The organism is Asanoa iriomotensis (genome assembly GCF_016862515.1).
GTDB classification, from domain to species: domain Bacteria; phylum Actinomycetota; class Actinomycetes; order Mycobacteriales; family Micromonosporaceae; genus Asanoa; species Asanoa iriomotensis.
Genome location: NZ_BONC01000004.1, coordinates 111263 through 129164 on the forward strand (window position 1 = coordinate 111263; position 17902 = coordinate 129164).

The following is a 17902-nucleotide window of genomic DNA, read 5'->3' on the forward strand; positions in this document are numbered from 1 at the left end:
GGTAAGATGACCATGCTTTGCCGGGCGACAACGGCCGCACCGCCCTTGCGCTGCCCCCTGGTAGGTCTGCCAGGATGTCCCAATGCCCCAGCAGCAGTCCTCCCTTGGCTTCTTCGAGAACGCGAACTCGACAGAAGAGTTCACCGTCGCTCTGCGCGGCTACGACCGCAGGCAGGTCGACGACACCCTCGCACGTCTCCAGAACCGCCTCGCCGCTGCCGAGAAGGAGCGCGCCGACGCGGAGCAGAAGACCAACGACGCGCAGCGCCGCCTGCGCCAGGCCGAGCAGCGGCTCGGCGCGCTCGAGCAGAAGCTGAACGACACCAACAAGCAGCTCGAGGAAAACAACCGCCCGACGCTGTCGGGTCTGGGCACCCGGGTCGAGCAGATCCTGCGCCTCGCCGAGGAGCAGGCCAACGACCACCGTGGCGAGGCCAAGCGCGAGTCCGAGGGCATCCTCTCCGCGGCCCGGCTCGAGGCCCGCGAGATCACCGACAAGGCGCGCGCCGAGGCCGCGGCCATGAAGGCCAGCGCCGAGCGCGAGGCGGGCAGCGTCCGCACGGCCGCCGAGCGCGAGGCCGCCGAGGTCCGCGTGCAGGCCCGCCGCGAGGCCGACACGCTGCGCGCCGACGCCGACCGCGAGACCAAGCAGCTGCGCACGGTCACCGCGCACGAGGTCGCCGAGCTCAAGTCGACGGTCGAGCGCGAGGTCGCCACTCTGCGGGCCACCGCCGAGCGCGAGATCACCCAGCTGCGCGCCAAGGCCGGCCGCGAGGCCGAGGAGAAGCGCGCCGAGGCCACCAAGATGCTCAGCGACGCCCGCGACAAGCGCGACAAGGATCTGCAGGCCCTCGCGCTCGAGCTGGCCGAGCGCCGCGAGAAGGCCGAGCGCGAAGAGTCCGAGCGGCACGCCGCCCAGGTCGCGCAGACCCAGAAGCTGGTCGCCGAGGCCGAGGAGCGCGCCCGCGCCGCCGAGGACCGGGCCAAGGAGATCGAGCAGCGCGCCGAGGCGCGCCGCGTCGAGTCCGAGCGCACCGCCGCGGAGACCGTCGACCGGGCCCGCAACGCGGCCGACAAGGCTCTCAAGGAAGCGCAGTCCGAAGCGCACCGCCACCTCACCGAGGCGCGCACCGAGGCCGAGATCACCACCAACGCCGCACGGCGCGAGGTCGAAGACCTCACCCGCCAGAAGGACGCGGTCACCGCACAGCTCGGCCAGATGCTCTCCGGCCTCGCCGGCATCGTCCCCTCGGTGGCGGCGCCCAAGCAGGAGAGCAAGCAGGACAAGGACGCCGCGGACAAGTCGGCGGCCAACGCCTGATCCGGCGGCTGGGGCAAACGGCTGGCAACGTCAGGCCGCATCGCGAACACGCGGTGCGGCCTGTTGCCGTGCCCGGGCTCAGCTAGCACCGCGGTGCTCCGCTAATATTGGTCTACTTCCCTCAATTCGGCCGCAACAGTCGCACGTCCCGCGATGCGGTGTGTATCGGCGCGGCGCGGGACGTTGCGTGTGAGGATGTGACCATGTCCAACGGCGCGGAACTGTTCGCTCTGGGTGGCGACCCCTCTACCCCCCACTTCGAGTCCGCGCTGCGCGGCTATGACCGCCGGCAGGTCGACCGCTACGTCAGCCAGGCCGAGCAGGAGATCGCCGCCCTGCTGGCCGAGCGCGAGCATCGCTTTGGCGAGATCCACATGCTGTCGGCGCAGGTCGAGCAGCTCCAGGTCGAGCTGGCCACCGTGCGCCGCGAGGCCGCGAGCATCGACGTCGTGCGGTTTCGCCACCTCGGGCCGCGGGTCGAGCAGATCCTCGCGCTGGCCGAGGAGCAGGCCGACGAGATCCGCGCCGAGGCACACCAGTCGGTGCAGTCCCAGCGCGACCGGGCCGACAACCTCGTCGACGAGGCCCGCGGGCACGCGGCGTCGGCGATCCGCGACTTCGAGCTCGCCCTGGCCGCCCGGCGCGGCGAGGAGGAGAAGGTCGACGCCGACCGCCGGGCGGAGGTCGAGGCCCAGCTCGCCGCGACCCACGCCGAGATCCGGCGGCTGCACGGCGAGTCCCGCGACATCCTGAGCACCGCGCGGCAGGAGGCCGACGCGGCCCGCGCCGCGGTCGAGCGCGAGCTGGCCGCGCAGCGAGCCGGCGCCGAGCGGGAGATCTCGGCGCTGCGTGCGGACACCGAGCAGCTCGTCGCCGCCCAGCGCGCCGCGGTGCAGCGGGAGACCACCGACCAGCGGGCCGGGCTGGAGCGCGAGGGTGCGCAGCAGCGGGCAGCGCTGGAGGAGTCGGCGGCCAACGGCCGCGCGGCCATCGAGCAGGAGCTGGGCCGGCACCGCGCCGCGCTCGAGCAGCAGATCAGCGAGCGGCAGCGCGACGCCGAGCGGGACTACGCGACGCGCAGCGAGTCCGCCGACCGGGAGCTGACCCAGTGGCGCACCGGCATCGAGCAGCAGGTGACCGCGCAGCGGGTCGAGGCCGAGCGGTACGCGGTCGAGCTGCGCCGCCAGGCCGAGGAGCACGCGGCGGCGATCCGCCGGCAGATCGACGAGGAATCCGAGCGGCTCGCCGGCACCCGGCACGAGACCGAGTCGGCGCGCAAGCAGCTCGCCGAGGCGCAGGCGGAGCTGGCCAAGGCACACCAGGCGCTGGCCGAGGTACGCGCGGCGGCCGCGACACCGGCGCCGGCACCCGATCCCGCACCGGCCGAGGAGACCGCGGTGGCTGAGGTGGCTGAGGTGGCCCCGCCCGCCGAGGCCAACGGCAACGGGAAGGTCGACGCCGACTCGCTCAAGGCGACCGTCGATGCCGCCGACGCCCAGAAGAGCCGTACGCTCGCCGCCGACTAATCGGCAACGATCACGCAAGCTGGCGTCCATTTCGCGTACCTAGCATGCGGTTGTCCATGGACAGCCATGCATGGAGGAAGCGACAAATGCGGGTCAGCAGGACCAGGCTGGCGCTCGCGGTGGTCATCGCTAGCGCCCTGTCGACGGCGGTTGTCGCCCCGGCCGCGCACGCGGCCGAACCGCCCCAGTTCACCGTCGTCAACGGCGCACTGCGCACGGCGACCGGCACGCCCCAACCGGCGTCCGGTGTGCACGCCTCGCTGTGGGCCAACTCGAGCTATGCCACCACGACGATCTCCGGCTCCGGCCGGGTGCAGATCGGCGCGATCGGCGACAACTGCGAGGGCTGGCCGACGGTCGAGGTCACCGTCGACGGCACCGTCGCCGGTCGCACCACGATCGTCAGCGCGACGCAGTACGGCACCTACCCGGTCGGCCCGACGCTCGCGGCCGGCACGCACACCGTCAAGATCCAGTTGGTCAACGACTACCAGTCCGCCGCGTGTGACCGGAACGTGCACGTCTCGTACGCGAAGATGTCCGGCGCCGTCGTCGACACGAAGTTCAGCTTCGCGGTCATGCCGGACACCCAGCAGGAGGTGCTCAACGCGAGCGACACCCGGTTCCTCAACCGGACCAACTGGCTGGTCAACAACCGGTCCGCGCTCGACCTCCGGTTCGTCGCCTCGTCCGGTGACGTGGTCAACTGGGACACACCGGACCATTCGCAGTACGTGATCGCCCGCAACGCGATGCGTCCGCTCGAGACCGCGCGGGTGCCCTACTCCCTGGCGATCGGCAACCACGACACCCAGGCGACCGGCGTCGGCGGCTCGGCGCGCGACCCGGCCCGCACCCGCGAGCTGGTCCGCGACACCACGGTGTTCAACCAGTACTTCACCGCCGCCCAGTACGGCGCCGTCCGGGGCCAGTTCGAGGCCGGCAAGGTGGACAACTCGTACTCCACCTTCGAGGGCGGCGGCGTCCAGTGGCTGGTGCTGACCCTGGAGCTGTGGCCCCGGGTCGAGGCGGTCAACTGGGCCAAGAGCGTCGTCGCGGCCAACCCGCGCAGCAACGTCATCGTGGTCACGCACGACTACATCGACGGCAACGGCAACATCGAGCAGAGCGCGTCGTACGGCGCGACCAGCCCGCAGTACCTCTACGACAACCTGATCAAGCAGTACGCGAACATCCGGTTCGTCTTCTCCGGCCACGTCGGGATCGCCGGCAACCGGGTCGACACCGGCGCACACGGGAACAAGATCTACTCGTTCCTGCAGACCTTCCACTCGAACACCACGAACCCGGTGCGCCTGGTGGAGATCGACACGGCCAGCGAGTCCCTGCACACCTGGATCTACGGGCCGTACGACAACCAGACCTTCACCGAGTACGACCGGACGATTTCGGGCATCGGCGTCGTTCGTTAGGCCACCGACCGGTGCGGCGGTCTCGCGGCCGTCGCACCGGTCTTGTAACGTGCCGGGCCTGACGGGTGAGAGGTGAGCCAGGTGAGCGCCGACGATCCGGCCCCCACGGCCGACCAGCAGACGACCGGCGAGGAGCCGGTCCCCAAGCCCCGCGAGGCGCCGCCGCCGGCGCCACCGACTGACGACGAGACGCCGTTCGGCCGGCCCGGGCGACCGTTCCGGCGCGGCCCGTTCCTGCTCGGCCTCACCGGCGGGCTCGGCCTCGTCCTCGCGTACGCCACCTATCTCGCCGTCCGCAACGCGTTCGGCATCCTCGTGTTGATCTTCATCGCGCTGTTCCTGGCGATCGGCCTCAACCCGGCCGTGGTCCGGCTGCGCAAGATGGGCGTGCCGCGCTCCGGTGCGGTGGCGATCGTCGCGCTCGCGCTCGTGCTGGTGATCGGTGGCGCGATCGGCGCGCTGGTGCCGCCGCTGGTCACCCAGGTCAGCGAGTTCATCAAGGCGGCACCCGGCTACATCGAGGCGCTGCAGCGCAACGCCACCATCAACGACCTGGTCGTCCAGTTCGACCTGGTCAACAAGGCCAAGTCCCTGGCCAGCCCCGACACGTTCAGCACCGCGCTCGGCGGCGTCTTCGGCGGCGCCAAGCTGATCTTCGGCACGCTCTTCCAGGTGCTCACCGTGCTGGTGCTCACCATCTACTTCATGGCGTCCTTCGACAAGATGAAGGACGGCGCGTACGGGCTGGTGCCGCGCTCGCGCCGGGATCGCGTCCGGCTGCTCACCGACGAGATCCTCGCCAAGGTCGGCGCCTACATCGTGGGCGCGCTGGCGGTCGCGGTGCTCGCCGGCATCAGCGCGTTCGTGTTCGCGTCGATCGTCGGCCTGCCGTACCCGTTCGCCCTCGCCGTCGTGGTCGCCGTCTGTGACCTGATCCCACAGATCGGCGCGACCATCGGCGCGGTGATCGTGACGGTCGTGGCGTTCGCCGACTCGCTCACGATCGGCATCGCGTCGGCGGTGTTCTTCCTCGTCTACCAGCAGGTGGAGAACTACCTGATCTATCCGAAGGTGATGCGCAGATCGGTCAAGGTCAGCGACGTGGCCGCGATCGTCGCGGCCCTGGTCGGCGTCGGATTGTTCGGCGTGCTGGGCGCCCTGATCGCGATCCCGGCGGTGGCCGCGGTGCAGCTCATCGTCCGCGAGGTCGTGATGCCGCGGCAGGAGGCCCGGTAAGGGTTGTGACCGTTGTGGGGTCCTTGTAGCGTCGAGTGCGTTCGCTGCCCGGCGGCGCCCCGCGTGGCGTCGTGCCGCGCGAAACCTGGGGGATTTCTCGTGACCAACACCGCCGTCGGCGTCGCGCAGGTGCGTGGACCGGGCGACCCGCCACCACCCCGCGCCCGCTGGCGCCGGCCGATGGCGATCGGGCTCGGCGTGCTCGCTGTCCTGCTGGTCGGCGTCCTGGTCGCACCCTGGCTGCTGCCCGGCGGCGACGCGGAGACCCCACCGCCGGCCGGCACCAGCGCGCCAGCGGCCTCCCCCGGCGTGGCCGTCTCCAAGGACGGCGAGGTGCCGACGCGCTGGCCCGACGCGACCAACACCGGCGTGCCCGACGGCGTCACGCTGACCAAGGTGGAGAGCCTCGACCTGGTCACCGACGGCGAGGTGGTCACCGGCCTCGACATCGACGGCTGCGTCGACGTGAAGGCCAAGAACGTCACGATCCGCCAGTCGCGGATCACCTGCGACCGCAAGACGTGGGCGGTGCGCACCTACGACACGACGCGGAACCTCGTCCTGGAGGACGTCGAGATCGACGGCTCGGGCGTCAACTCGACGGCGGTCTGCTGCGACAACTACACGCTCCGCCGGGTCGAGGTGCGCAACGTCATCGACGGCCCGCGGCTGGGCAACAACACCGCGGTGGTCGACTCGTGGATCCACGACCTGGCCCGCGGCGACAACTCGCACAACGACGCCCTGCAGACCACGGGCGGCGTCTCGATCGTGGTCAAGCACAACCGCCTGGACCTCTACGACAAGGCGACCAGCGACCCGTTCAACGCCTGCATCATGGTCGGCTCGACCACGTCGCCGCTGGTCCGCGACCTGGTGTTCGAGGACAACTACTGCAACGGCGGCAACTACTCGGTCGGCATCCGCGACGACCTGAAAGCGCAATCGGTCACGTTCCGCCGCAACGTCTTCGGCCGCGACTTCCGCTACGGCGTGGTCGCCCGCCCGGACCACCCGGGCATCACCTGGACCGACACCAACCTGTGGGCCGACACCCGCAAACCGGTCCTGGACGAGTAGCCCGCCCGAGGCCCGAGACTCAGATCGCGGGGACGGGCTCGCGGGGCGTGGGTTCGAGGGCCGCCTTCAGGGCGTCGTCGGTCACCACGCGCAGGAACGGCACCACCAGCGACGCGCAGAGGACCGCGAAGACGCCGAAGGCGAGCCGGTAGCCCACGGTTTGCGCCAGCACGCCGGCCAGGCCCGCGGCGATCGGGGTCGCGCCCCAGCCGACCAGGCGGCTGGCCGCGTTGAAGCGGCCCAGCATGCCGTCCGGGACCGCCGACTGGATGATGACCCGGGAGTTGACGGTCCACATCGTTCCGCCCAGGCCGGCGACGAACGCGGCCATGCCGACCGGCACCGCGGCCGTGCTCAGGGCGGGCACCGCGACCAGGGCGAACGAGCCGATGATGTCCGCGAACATCGACCACCGGCGGCCGAGCAGGCGGTTGACCGGGCCGACCAGCAGCGCGCCCACCACGCCGCCGGCGCCGAGGGCCGTGAGCAGCAGGCCGAAGCGGCGCTCGTCGAGGCCGAGGGGGCCCGCCACCGCGTACGCGGGAATGAGTGCCAGCCAGGCGCTCCACGCGCCCGCCATCGCGGCGATCAGCAGTGCCATCGTGCGGAGCAGGCGGTTGCGGAGCAGGAAGGTCAGGCCGTCGCGGATCTCGCGGCCGACCGGGCGCCGCTCGCGGGGTGCGGGCTTGAACGCGCCGACCAGCAGTAGCAGCAGCACCGCGCCGGCGACGTAGACGGCGCCGGTCACGCCGAGGGCCAGGGTGAAGCCTGCGGCGACCAGGAACCCGCCGACCGGTGCGCCGACGAAGCCGTTGCAGAGGTACTCGGCGGCGGTGATCCGGGCCGTCACGGTCTGCCAGCGCTCGCGCGGCACCGCGGCCGGGACGATCGACGCGCCGGCGGTCAACGCCAGGACCTCGGCCACGCCCAGGGCGAGCGCGACCGCGTAGAGCAGCGGGAGCCCGACCGCGCCCGCCACCACGGCGGCGAGCAGCACGGCGATCGCCGCGATCCGGGCGGTCTCGGCGGCGACCATCAGCCGGCGCCGGTCGAGGCGGTCGACCAGCACGCCGACGTGCAGGGCCGTCACCAGCCAGGGCAGCGTGAGCAGCACGGCCACCGCGGCGATCGCCGCCGGCTGGTCGGTGAGCCGCACGGCGAGCAGCGGCAGCGCCACCTTGGTCACCGCGTCGGCGAGGTTGGTGGACGCGGTGAAGCTGAGCAGCAACCACTCGTTCCGGCGCAACGCTAACCTCCTAGGCCCTATAACCGGTTAGCAGCCTCCAGGAGTAAAGTCGGCGGTGTCAAGAGGCATGGAGGTGCCTGTGCCAGAGCTGCCCGAGCGACTGGAGCCGGTGCTGGCGTTCGTCAACTCGATGGACGTCGAGCTGTCGACCGACGAGTGGTCCGACGGCCCGGCCGCGCTGGCGGCGTGGCTCGTCCGATCCGGTCTGGCCGGGCACGGGGTGCCGATCGGCGCCGACGACCTGGCGGTCGCGGTCGAGCTGCGCACCGGCCTGCGGGCGATGACGCTGGCCAACAACGGCGTGCCGGCGCCGGCCGAGGTGGTGGCGGCGTTCACCCGTACTCTCGAACGGTTTCCGCTCACCGCCACCCCGGCGGGCCTTTCCGCCGACGGCGTGTTCGGCCCGGTCGTGGCCGGCTATGCCCACGGCATCGCCACGGGCGAGTTCGCCCGCCTGCGCCAGTGCCCGGCCGGCGACTGCTCGTGGGTCTTCTGGGACTCGTCGCCCAAGGGCGCCCGCAAGTGGTGCACGATGGGCGTCTGCGGCAACCGGGCCAAGGCCCGCGCGTACGCCGCCCGCCAACGCACCTAAGGCGAGACGACGACCGGCACCGGGCGCAGGATCACCCGCACAGGCGTGCCCGGCGGCAATTCCGGCAGCCGCGCGCTTTCGAGCTGGGCGACGACGATCGCGTCGTCCGGCAGCGAAACGGTGACCCGTGCGGTCGGGCCGAGGAAGCTCACCGCGACGACCCGACCCGTCCCGGTCGGATCGGCGGTCACGTCGACCGACTCCGGGCGCACGAGCGCGGTCACCGGACCACTGTGGACAGCGCCCACCAACGGCAGCTTGGCGTCCAGCACCTCGACGACGTCGCCGGTGACGCGGCCCGGGAGGCGGTTGCTCAGGCCGACGAACTCGGCGACGAACGGCGTCGCCGGGCTGCGGTAGATGTCCTCCGGCGAACCGATCTGCTCCAGCCGCCCGGCCCGCATGACACCGACGCGGTCCGCGATGGCCAGCGCCTCCTCCTGGTCGTGCGTGACGAACAGGGTCGTGGTGCCCACCTCGAGCTGGATGCGGCGGATCTCCTCGCGGAGCTGCACGCGGACCTTCGCGTCGAGCGCCGAGAGCGGCTCGTCGAGGAGCAGCACCTGGGGCTGGATAGCGAGCGCCCGCGCGAGCGCCACCCGTTGCTGCTGGCCGCCGGAGAGCTGCTGCGGATAGCGGTCACCGTGCGCACCGAGGCCGACGAGCTCGAGCACCTCGCGGGCCCGCTGGCGGCGGGTCGCCGCGTTCTGCCGCCGCAGCCGCAGGCCGAACTCCACGTTCTCCGCCGCGGTCAGGTGCGGGAACAGGCTGTACGCCTGGAACACCATGCCCATGTCGCGTCGGTTGGCCGGCACGTTCGCGATGTCCTTGCCACCCACGACGATCCGGCCCGAGTCGGCGTCCTCGAGGCCGGCCAGGATCCGCAGCGCCGTGGTCTTGCCACAGCCCGAGGGCCCGAGCAGGGCCACCAGCTCCCCCGGCGCCATGTCGAGGTCGAGCCCGTCGAGCGCCCGCAGGCTGCCGAACTGGCGGCGCAGCCCTTCGAGGCGTACCCCCGCTGAAGTCACGATGTCTTCCTTTCCCGATGGCGCCTGCGACCGGCGAAGGAGAGCAGGAACAGCAGTGCGAACGCGAGCACCAGGGCGGCGAGCGAGACCGCGACCGACATGGTCGCGCTGCTCTTGCCGAGCTGGTTGATGGCGACCTGGATGTTGTCGCGGTTGAGCAGGGACGCGATCGTGAACTCGCCCAGCACCAGGGCGACGGTCAGGAACGCGGCGGAGAGCACGGCGGAGCGGATGTTCGGCAGGACGACCTTCCACATGACCGTCGCCCAGCCGGCGCCGAGACTGCGCGCGGCCTCCGATAGCGTCCGCACGTCGATCGCCGACAGCCCGGCGTCGATGGCGCGATAGGCGAAGGGCAGAGCGAGGATGGTGTACGCGAAGAAGAGCGTCACCGACGACCCGCCCACGAAGTAGACGACCCAGGCGTACACCGGTGCGAGGCCGACCACGAGCACGATGGCCGGGATCGTCAACGGCAGCAGGCTGACGAACTCGACCAGTCGCCGCAGCCTGGGCAGCCGCAGGCGGACCCAGACGACGGTCGGCACCAGCAGCACCAGGGTCAGCGCGACCGACAGGAGCACGAGCCAGAACGAGGCCTTCATGCCGGTCCACAGGATCGGGTACGTCTCGCCGAGCGCCGCCCAGTCGAAGAAGACCCGCCACGTCTCGAAGGACAGGCTTCCGCCCGCGCCCCGGGTCGTGAACTCCAGCATCGCGAAGAGCGGCAGCAGGAACAGCACTCCGAACAGGGTGACGACGACCCAGCGCAGGACGCTCTGGCGGCGGGCGCGCCGCTGTCTCAGTCCAGCCATCGGGACGTCCTTCGCTGTAGCAGGCCGTAGAGCCACATGACGAGCGCGACGACCACGACCATGCCGAGCGCCATCGCCTTGCCGAGGTTCTCGCGGCCGAGGAGCACCTCGCTGGTCAGCGCCGAGCGGATCTGCAGGGGCACGATCGGGCTGCCCTGGCTGACCAGCGCGGCCGCCGTCGCGTACGCCGAGAACGCGTTGGCGAACAGCAGCAGCGTGGAGCCGAGGAACGCGGGTGCGAGCAGGGGGCCCGCCACGTGCCGCCAGTAGTACCAGGTCGACCCGCCGAGGCTCTCCGTCGCCTCACGCCACTGTGGACGGATGCCGTCCAGCGCGGGCAGGAACACGATGACCATCAACGGAATCTGGAAGTACGTGTAGACGAGCACCAGTCCGGGCAGGTCGAAGAGCCACACGCCGCCGGAGAAGATGTCGATGCCGAGCGAGTCGCGCAGGAACACCGTGACGAACCCGGAGAGCCCGAGCGTGGCGATGAACGCGAACGCCAGCGTGACGCCGCCGAACTGGGCCAGCACGCCGCACGCCGACGTGACGAGCCGGCGGACGAGGCTGTCCGGTCCGGCGGTCACCACGGCGTAGCCGATCAGCGCGCCGAGCGCCGCGCCGAGGACCGCGGTCACGGCCGACAGCGTGATGCTGCGGACGAAGGCGTCGACGATGTAGCCGTCGGCCAGCGCCGCAACGTTGTCGAGCGTGGGACGGCCGTCGTCGCCGCCGAACGCGCCGATCACGACGACGAGCGTCGGTATGAGCAGGAAGACGGTGACGAAGACGAAGAACGGCAGGACGCCGAGCAGGTCGCGGCGCGGCCACCAGCGGCGCCGACCACCCCGTGGAGTGGCCGGCGCCGTCACCTGGTCGAGCGTCCCCGTCGAAGGGGCGGTCATCGGTGCTTAACCGACTGCCTTGGCCCAGTTGGCGGCGAGGTAGTCGTTGGCGGCCTTGGTCTGCGCCTCGGTGAGGAAGACCGGGGTGCCGCTGACGGCCGGGAGCGCGTCGAACAGCGCGGTGTCGAGCGTGCCGGCCGTCTTCATCGCGTCGGCGCGGACCGGGCGGGCGCCGCCCTTGAGCCACAGGTTCTGGCCCTCGTCGCTGTAGAGGAACTCCTGCCACAGGCGGGCCGCGGCCGGGTGCGGCGCGTCGACGTTGATGGCCTGGACGTAGTAGGAGCCGAGGACCGCGTTCGCGGGTACGACGGTCTTCCAGTCGACCTTGCCCTTGAGCTTGGCGCCCTGCGCGACGTTGAGGTAGTCCCAGTCGAAGACCACGGGGGCCTGGCCGGACTCGATCGTCGCCGGGGTCGGGTCGACGGGCAGGAAGTTGCCGGACTTCTTGAGCTGGCCGAAGAAGTCGACACCCTTCGAGATGTCGTCGGCGGAGCCGCCGTTGCCGAGCGCGGTCGCGACGACGCCGTTGAACGCGGCACCGGCCTGCGTCGGGTCACCGTTGAGCGCGACCTTGCCCTTGTACTCCGGGCGGAGCAGGTCGGCGACACTGGTGGGGGCGGGCACCTTCGCGGCGTCGTACCCGATCGACATGTAGCCGCCGTAGTCGTTGACCCACGTGCCGCTGGCCTCCTTCAGCGCGGCCGGGATGTCGTCCCAGGTCGTCACCTTGTACGGGGCGAACGTCGCGGTGTTGGCCAGCGCCACCGACGAACCGAGGTCGAAAACGTCTGGCGCGCCGCCCTGACCCTTCAACTGCTTCGCGGCGTTGATCTCGTCCTGGCTGGACGCGTCGGGCTGCGCCGAGTTGACCTTGATGCCGTACTTGTCGCTGAACGCCTTGATGATTTCGCCGTAGTTGGCCCAGTCCGGGGGCAACGCGATGACGTTGAGCGTCCCCTCCTTCTTGGCGGCCTCGACCAGCTTGTCGATCCCGCCGAGGTCCGCGGCGCTCGCCGCCTTCGCCGCGTCACTCGCGGTCGCCTCGTTGTTGCTCGAGGGCGGGGAGCAGGCGGACAGGCCAACCATCGCAGCGGTAACCGCAACCAGGGCGGTCCCGCGCGCAATCGAGAATCGCACGGATCATTTCCTTTTCGCCGGTCCAAGACGGGACCGGTCTCGTAGATTTCCAAGCCGGCTCAGCCGGCACCGCGATCATCATGCGTCGGAGCGGTCACCACGTCGCGCAACGGCGGAAGGCCACTCGCTTGCAATTGCACGAAGCCACGATGACCAGCCAGTTCATCTCCCGGCGGGATGTGCGGGATAGTCCTGAACCTGCCCGCGCGTCACGCCTTCAGGGTGTGTCCCGCGTCTCGTACTCGCCCAGCGCGCGGCGGTTGCGGGTCAACGCGAGGCCACCGATCGTGTTGGTGCCGCGTTGTTGCGGGACCGGCAGGCCGTGGGCGGCAAGCCGGCGCACCAGGTGCGGATGCAGGTCGGTGAGGCGGATCAGGTCACCCGCGCCGGAAATGCCCTCACGGAGGGCGGCGAGCAGCTCACCGGAGAAAGCGGTGTGCGTCGCGTCTCCGGGCGCCCGGGCGGGCATGTTCGCGGAGGTCGCCGTCAGCGTGTAGGCGCCGGCGATGTCCAACTGTCCGACAACGCCGGTGTCCTGGTCGGACATGATCTCGATCGCGCGGCCGGAGAAACAGCAGTCGATGATCGCGACGCGGGACGTGGCCGGGCTGTCCCGCATCGCCAGCCGGATCAGCCGGTACGGCAACGCCGTGTACCGGACGCGGCGGGCCCGTGACCCGGTCAGGCCCAGGTGCAGCTCGCCGTCGCTGTCGACCAGGCCGTGGCCCGCGTAATAGACCAGCAGCGTGTCGGTGGTCGTCTCCGCGATCTCGTCGATCCGCTCACCGATCGACAGGTCGGGGTTGACCAGCACGTGCACGCGATCGGGCCGGAAACCGCCGAGCGCGGTGTCGGTAAGCGCGGCGGCCAGGTCGCGGGCGTTGGCGACGACCGTGGGCAGATCCGGCAGGTCGGGGTCGGTGTAGGTGGCGGTCGCCAGGAGGACCGCGGCGGACCGGTTCGGGTCCGGCAGCCGCCCGGTCGTGGCCCTCCGCCGGGCCGGCGCGGAGGCCTCGGGCGCGGCCGACACGCGCAGCGTGCCCTTGGCGAGGCCGTCCGAATCGATGATCGGCCCTAGGCGCGGCAGCCGGACCCGGGCGGTGACCAGGCGCACGAACAGGTGCAGGGTATCGACGTCGCCGACGAAGACCACCCCGGCGAGGTCGTCGTGGCGCAGCCGCGCCGCGGCGACGATCTTCCGCAGGCGGTCGGCGCTCTGCACGGCCAGCGGTTCGACCAGCATCAGCACCTCGTCGCGGGTCAGGGCGACGTCGGTGTCGAGGTGGCTGAGGTAGAGCGCGACATCCGGGTAGTCGCGCAGGCTGGCCAGGGCGTAGGTGATGTCGTCTTCGAGCAGGTGGCGGGCTTGGCGTGCGGAGGCATCCTTCCCGGTCATGACCTGCGCCCATTTGGCGGCGTGGTCGCGCTGCACGAGCCCACCGATGTACGGGCGGACCACGGCGTGCAGCGACGCGCCGCCCAGCTCGGGATACTCCTCGGCGGCCAGCAGTTGCAGTCCGCTCGCCGTGCGGCGGACCACCGAGGCGCCGAAGGCGTCGTCGTCGAGCTGGAAGACCGCGGCGGCATGGTCGACCGGGATCGCGTCGGGCCGGAGCGCCCCGAGGTGTGCCACGGCCGCGACCGGGTCCGGGACCAGCGTCAACGACGGCATCCCCGCGGCCGTGGCAGCCTCGACCAGGTCGGCACGTGCACCGACACCGAACCCGACGGGGCAGGTCAGCCGGACGTCCGACAGGTTGTCGCCGGCGGCGGACGTGACCTCTCTCAGCAGACGCCCGAGCAGATGCGTCGGGCTGAACTCCCGATCGCCGAGCATGACTCGCGCCGCCCCGAGCCGGCGGCGGGGGTTGTCCAGAAAACGGTCGGGATCGAGGGCGTGCTGGCGCACCGCCCGGCGACCCGCGTCGATGACCCCTTCGCGAGCGAGGAACAGCGCGCACGGCAGGGCTTTCTGGCCGTCGAAGGTCAGGTGCTCGCCGTCGAGCATCGCGACGATCGCTCTCGCACCGAGGTGGATGCCGAGGGCGGGCATGCCGTGAGCCTAGCTAGTCGTCGCGCAGGTGACTGAGGATCCGCAGAGCTATCTCGTGCGGGTCCTTGAGCGTGCCGGTGTCGATCTCGACCTCGCGGTCGCCCTCCTTGATCCGGATCCGCGTGCGCCGGACCCGGGTCCCGAGCCACACACCCACGGTCGTGGCGACCGCCGTCAACAGCTCGCCGTGCGCGGCCACGATTTCGACCGTGTCGGCGACCACCCCCATCTCCTGGTCGGCGGGCGACACCGGAGCGGGCCGGACAACTGTGCCCCGGAGCATCTCGTCCCGCAGGAGCCAGTCGTAGAGCGGCGAGAACGCGTCAGGATCCTCAACGGTCACCAGCACGGACCGAGCGTACCCGGCCCGGCCGGTCCAACATGGACAAGGCGACGCCCAGCAGCGCCGGCAGGACCCACGACTCGCGCGGCACCGCATGGCTGCCAACCAGGTCTATCGACCGAGATCGACAGCATGTTCAATGCCGGGAAACCAGAGATCGACGAACCCACCAAGCCTGGTGTCCGGTGGCATGCTGCGGGCATGCAGGAGACCGCCCGCCTGGCCGGGTTCTTCGCCGCGCACGGCATCTGGTCCGTCGCCGACGGCGGGACGTTGACCCCGCTGCTCGGCTACGAACGGGCCGACGGGGAGCGGGGCATGGTCCGGTTCGCCAACGAGGACGTCGGAGCGGGCGCGCAGATCGGCCGGCAGGCGCTGCGGGACAACCGGAACGGCGCTGTGCGCGCGGTGCTCGTGGTCGACGCCTACCTGCACCTGCACGCCGGCAAGGTGGACGCGCTCGTCGCGGAGGCGGTCGACTACGGGCCGCCATCGCGCACCTTCACGATCGGCGTGCCCTACCGCCCGCAGGGCAGCCCGGGCGGGTTCGCGGTGCACCGCCCGAAGCTGCTGCAGGACCCGGGAGCCGAGGCCACGGCGTTGATCGAGGCGTTCTTCGCCGGCGTCGACGCGCACGAGCCCGCCGCACAGGTCTGGAACGCCAGCCTGGACGAGTCGATCTAGCCCCGGCCGTCCTCGGCGGGTGGTTCCATCGGCGTGAGGTCGGCGAGGGTCCGCAGGGACTTGCGGCGGATCCGGCGAACCGTCCCCACGGTCGACTGGAGCTTTTCCTTCGTCGACAGGTTGTCCCGCCACATGCGGGCCATCGGCAGATGGCGCGTCCGCGGCGTCATCAGGCCGGCCGCCCGCAGCGTGACCAGCCGGCCCCAGACCGCACCCCGCGCGCGCAGCAGGTTGGGCTGTGACGCCGGCAGGAGCTCCGGGCCGACCTGCTCCAGCACCAGGGCGCCCGCGGCGATCGCGGCCTCGATCATCTTGAGGCCGCGTTCCGTGCGGGCCAGCACCAGCGAGCGGCCCGGGTCGCCGGCCGTGGGGCGGTACCACGGGTCACCGACCGCGACGTCCGCGAACTCGCCCGTGTGGTCGGCGCACAGGTAGCAGCGCCACTGGCGGTGCTTCTGCAGGATGTCGCCCCAGGACTGCTCGTAGGTCAGCGTCCGCTCGGCGGCGTCGCCGGGCACCGCCGTGCGGGCGTTGCCCGGCCAGCCGTTGCCCCGGTAGGCGACGTGCGAGATCTGGGCCGGGTCGTCGACGCCCATCACCTTGAGCATCTCCAGCGTGCCCTGGGTCGACGGGGTGCCGGCGCAGAACACCGCGATCGTCAGGCCGACCTTGCGGTCCAGCTCGGGGCGCTCGCGGCGGGCCATCGAGACCGCGGCCACGTCGCACGGCTTGCCGATGAACACGCACGGCGTGTCGGCCGACTCGACCAGGTCGAGGCGCTCGCACGGGCTCGCGGGCGCGTAGCGCGAACCCGCGTGCGCCAACAGCTCCGCGCGGCTGCGGGACAGGCGGGCCTCGTTGAGGTACGGCACGTCCTCGCGGGCGCCGATGTGCAGCGCGCCGGTCATGCCCTCCTGCTCGATCAGGAACGCCGACAGCGCGGTCGCCACGCCACCGCTCGAACCCGCGAACCGGATCGCGGGATCGGCCGCGTAGCCCTCGTACACCCGCAGCACCGGACCCCAGGCGGCCCGCAGCTCCGCGTACTCACCCGGACCCGCCGCACCCGAGTCGTGCTCCAGGCGCACGCCAGGGCAGCAGGACAGCGCGGCGGCGGCACCCGGGCCGCGCACCGAGACCAGCGGCAGCGGCCGGCGCCCGTACTCCAGGACGTCGCCCATCCGCACCTCGTCGGGCGCGAGGTAGGCGCAGACCCCACAGCCGGTGCACATCTTCTGTTCGGCGACGTCGTGAACGTCGCGCGGCGACCGGCTCATGCGCCGGACCGGGCCAGGGCAACGATCTCGTCCATCTGCTCTCCCGCTCGCCGGATCGCCACCGGCACCCGTTCGGCCAGCTCCGCCGCGGCGGCCGAGCGGTTGGACCACGACTTCCACAACGTGTCGAGCAGTTCGTCGTCGCGCAGCGAGCGGGCGTCGGCCACGTGCCGCTCCTGGCCGACGGTGGCGAACACCCCGCGGGCCTTGAGGCTGTACGCGAGGATCGCCGCCGGCACCGCCGAGGAGAGCGCCGCGATCGTGGCGTGCATCCGCATCCCGCAGAACCACGCGGTGCGGCTGATCACCCACTTGGTCTGGTGCGGGTCGAGCCCGCGCGGCGTGATCGCGATCCGGTCGCCGTACGTGGCGGCCAGGTCGGCCCGGAGCGCCTCGCTGGTCGCGGTGTCGTCGTCGGTGCCGCCGGCGGCCAGCACGTGCGGCACGATGATCACCCGGGTGTCGGGCTCCTCCAGCACGCGCTCGCAGATCTGCCGGGCCACCTTGCCACCGTCGCCGGCCAGCCGGAACTGGGCGATCCCCTCGGCCCGCGACATCAGACCGCTCACGTTGATGCCCATCACCGGACCGTCGGCGGCGGCGAACCACGCGGAAAGCTCGTCGAAGGCGGCACCCTCGGGCGCCCGCGGCTCGAGGCCGAACGCCACGTCGACGCCCTCGCGGTGCCGCCGCGGGTCGAAGTCGGAACCGAGCAGCTCGCGCAGCGCCGAGTAGCTGTCGGGGTCGCGGGCCCAGGCCATCGCCGCGCCGCGGGCCAGGCCCGCCGCCTCGGCCCGGATCCGCGGGATCTTGAACGGGCCGTACGTCTGCGGCAGGAACACCAGCTTGCGCTTGCGCAGCAGGGAGAGCTTCTTGGGCCAGGCCACAGTGCGGAACCGGTGCTCGCCGTAGATGTCGCTGAAGCTGTCGCCGCCGCTGACGTCGAGCACCACGTCGGCGCTGTCGATCGCGTTGACGCCGTGGTTGCCCAGGCCGCCCAGCGCCGCGCTGAGCCGCATGTTCACATAGGACTCGGGGCGGTGGTAGCGGCGCGAGTGGCGGGCGCCCGACAGCGTGATCGGCACGGGCTGGCCGTGCACGTACGCGGTGCCCTCCCGCTCGCCCCAGCCGTCGTCGAACACCGTCATCCGCGCGTCCGGCACCCGGGCCAGGAACGAGCCGATCGTGGCCGCCCGCAACGCACCGACGCCCAGGTTCAACGT

16 protein-coding genes are annotated in these 17902 nt (G+C 71.6%); 7 read left to right on the forward strand and 9 right to left on the reverse strand.

Annotation, left to right across the window (positions count from 1 at the left end; translation table 11 throughout):
- Positions 1–82: 82 nt before the first annotated feature.
- The 5 genes from Air01nite_RS04880 (at position 83) to Air01nite_RS04900 (ending at position 6596) form a co-directional block, all read left to right on the forward strand.
- Positions 83–1321 (forward strand): coiled-coil domain-containing protein, encoded by a 1239-nt coding sequence (locus tag Air01nite_RS04880; RefSeq protein ID WP_203700579.1) that lies wholly within the window; start codon positions 83–85, stop codon positions 1319–1321.
- A gap of 203 nt (positions 1322–1524) precedes the next feature.
- Positions 1525–2847 carry a coiled-coil domain-containing protein gene (locus Air01nite_RS04885; RefSeq protein ID WP_203700580.1) on the forward strand — a complete coding sequence of 441 codons (1323 nt, stop codon included), beginning with the start codon at positions 1525–1527 and terminating at the stop codon, positions 2845–2847.
- 86 nt (positions 2848–2933) lie between these two features.
- On the forward strand, positions 2934–4280 hold the full coding sequence (locus Air01nite_RS04890) for a carbohydrate-binding domain-containing protein (protein ID WP_203700581.1): 1347 nt from the start codon (positions 2934–2936) through the stop codon (positions 4278–4280).
- 81 nt (positions 4281–4361) lie between these two features.
- Complete coding sequence (locus tag Air01nite_RS04895; protein WP_239090496.1) at positions 4362–5516, forward strand: AI-2E family transporter; 1155 nt, start codon at positions 4362–4364, stop codon at positions 5514–5516.
- A gap of 99 nt (positions 5517–5615) precedes the next feature.
- The gene (locus tag Air01nite_RS04900; RefSeq protein WP_203700583.1) at positions 5616–6596 is read left to right on the forward strand and encodes a hypothetical protein; all 981 of its coding nucleotides are present in this window, start codon (positions 5616–5618) and stop codon (positions 6594–6596) included.
- A gap of 19 nt (positions 6597–6615) precedes the next feature.
- Here Air01nite_RS04900 and Air01nite_RS04905 read toward each other — a convergent pair whose 3' ends face one another.
- Positions 6616–7842, reverse strand: a complete 1227-nt coding sequence (locus tag Air01nite_RS04905) for an MFS transporter (RefSeq protein ID WP_203700584.1) — start codon at positions 7840–7842, stop codon at positions 6616–6618.
- 79 nt (positions 7843–7921) lie between these two features.
- Between Air01nite_RS04905 and Air01nite_RS04910 the strand changes: the two genes are divergently transcribed.
- Positions 7922–8434: a CGNR zinc finger domain-containing protein gene (locus Air01nite_RS04910; RefSeq protein ID WP_203700585.1), complete on the forward strand. Its 513-nt coding sequence runs from the start codon at positions 7922–7924 to the stop codon at positions 8432–8434.
- Here Air01nite_RS04910 and Air01nite_RS04915 read toward each other — a convergent pair.
- The 6 genes from Air01nite_RS04915 to Air01nite_RS04940 form a co-directional block, all read right to left on the reverse strand.
- Positions 8431–9462, reverse strand: a complete 1032-nt coding sequence (locus Air01nite_RS04915) for an ABC transporter ATP-binding protein (protein WP_203700586.1) — start codon at positions 9460–9462, stop codon at positions 8431–8433. The genes Air01nite_RS04910 and Air01nite_RS04915 overlap by 4 nt on opposite strands.
- Entirely contained in the window at positions 9459–10277 is an 819-nt protein-coding gene (locus Air01nite_RS04920; RefSeq protein ID WP_203700587.1) for an ABC transporter permease, read from the reverse strand. Before Air01nite_RS04920 ends, Air01nite_RS04915 begins: the two co-directional genes overlap by 4 nt.
- Positions 10265–11185, reverse strand: coding sequence for an ABC transporter permease (locus tag Air01nite_RS04925; protein WP_239090497.1), 921 nt, complete (start codon positions 11183–11185; stop codon positions 10265–10267). The genes Air01nite_RS04920 and Air01nite_RS04925 overlap by 13 nt, the downstream gene beginning before the upstream one ends.
- Positions 11186–11191: 6 nt before the next feature.
- Complete coding sequence (locus tag Air01nite_RS04930; RefSeq protein WP_203700588.1) at positions 11192–12271, reverse strand: ABC transporter substrate-binding protein; 1080 nt, start codon at positions 12269–12271, stop codon at positions 11192–11194.
- Between the two features lie 268 nt (positions 12272–12539).
- Entirely contained in the window at positions 12540–14375 is a 1836-nt protein-coding gene (locus Air01nite_RS04935; protein ID WP_203700589.1) for a caspase, EACC1-associated type, read from the reverse strand.
- 13 nt (positions 14376–14388) lie between these two features.
- The gene (locus Air01nite_RS04940) at positions 14389–14724 is read right to left on the reverse strand and encodes an effector-associated constant component EACC1 (RefSeq protein ID WP_203700590.1); all 336 of its coding nucleotides are present in this window, start codon (positions 14722–14724) and stop codon (positions 14389–14391) included.
- 195 nt (positions 14725–14919) lie between these two features.
- Between Air01nite_RS04940 and Air01nite_RS04945 the strand changes: the two genes are divergently transcribed.
- On the forward strand, positions 14920–15402 hold the full coding sequence (locus Air01nite_RS04945; RefSeq protein WP_203700591.1) for a hypothetical protein: 483 nt from the start codon (positions 14920–14922) through the stop codon (positions 15400–15402).
- Here Air01nite_RS04945 and Air01nite_RS04950 read toward each other — a convergent pair.
- Both Air01nite_RS04950 and Air01nite_RS04955 read right to left on the reverse strand, forming a co-directional pair.
- Positions 15399–16679, reverse strand: a complete 1281-nt coding sequence (locus Air01nite_RS04950; RefSeq protein WP_203700592.1) for a Coenzyme F420 hydrogenase/dehydrogenase, beta subunit C-terminal domain — start codon at positions 16677–16679, stop codon at positions 15399–15401. The two genes, Air01nite_RS04945 and Air01nite_RS04950, sit on opposite strands and share 4 nt — an antisense overlap.
- Positions 16676–17899, reverse strand: a complete 1224-nt coding sequence (locus Air01nite_RS04955; RefSeq protein ID WP_203700593.1) for a polysaccharide pyruvyl transferase family protein — start codon at positions 17897–17899, stop codon at positions 16676–16678. Before Air01nite_RS04955 ends, Air01nite_RS04950 begins: the two co-directional genes overlap by 4 nt.
- Between the last annotated feature and the right edge of the window lie 3 nt (positions 17900–17902).

What these genes read in the sequence shown, in the direction of transcription:
- Air01nite_RS04880 (WP_203700579.1), top strand. Translation starts at nt 83, where the DNA reads ATGCCCCAGCAGCAGTCCTCCCTTGGCTTCTTCGAGAACGCGAACTCG.
- Air01nite_RS04885 (WP_203700580.1), top strand. Translation starts at nt 1,525, where the DNA reads ATGTCCAACGGCGCGGAACTGTTCGCTCTGGGTGGCGACCCCTCTACC.
- Air01nite_RS04890 (WP_203700581.1), top strand. Translation starts at nt 2,934, where the DNA reads ATGCGGGTCAGCAGGACCAGGCTGGCGCTCGCGGTGGTCATCGCTAGC.
- Air01nite_RS04920 (WP_203700587.1), bottom strand. Translation starts at nt 10,277, where the DNA reads ATGGCTGGACTGAGACAGCGGCGCGCCCGCCGCCAGAGCGTCCTGCGC.
- Air01nite_RS04925 (WP_239090497.1), bottom strand. Translation starts at nt 11,185, where the DNA reads ATGACCGCCCCTTCGACGGGGACGCTCGACCAGGTGACGGCGCCGGCC.
- Air01nite_RS04930 (WP_203700588.1), bottom strand. Translation starts at nt 12,271, where the DNA reads ATGGTTGGCCTGTCCGCCTGCTCCCCGCCCTCGAGCAACAACGAGGCG.
- Air01nite_RS04935 (WP_203700589.1), bottom strand. Translation starts at nt 14,375, where the DNA reads ATGCCCGCCCTCGGCATCCACCTCGGTGCGAGAGCGATCGTCGCGATG.
- Air01nite_RS04945 (WP_203700591.1), top strand. Translation starts at nt 14,920, where the DNA reads ATGCAGGAGACCGCCCGCCTGGCCGGGTTCTTCGCCGCGCACGGCATC.
- Air01nite_RS04950 (WP_203700592.1), bottom strand. Translation starts at nt 16,679, where the DNA reads ATGAGCCGGTCGCCGCGCGACGTTCACGACGTCGCCGAACAGAAGATG.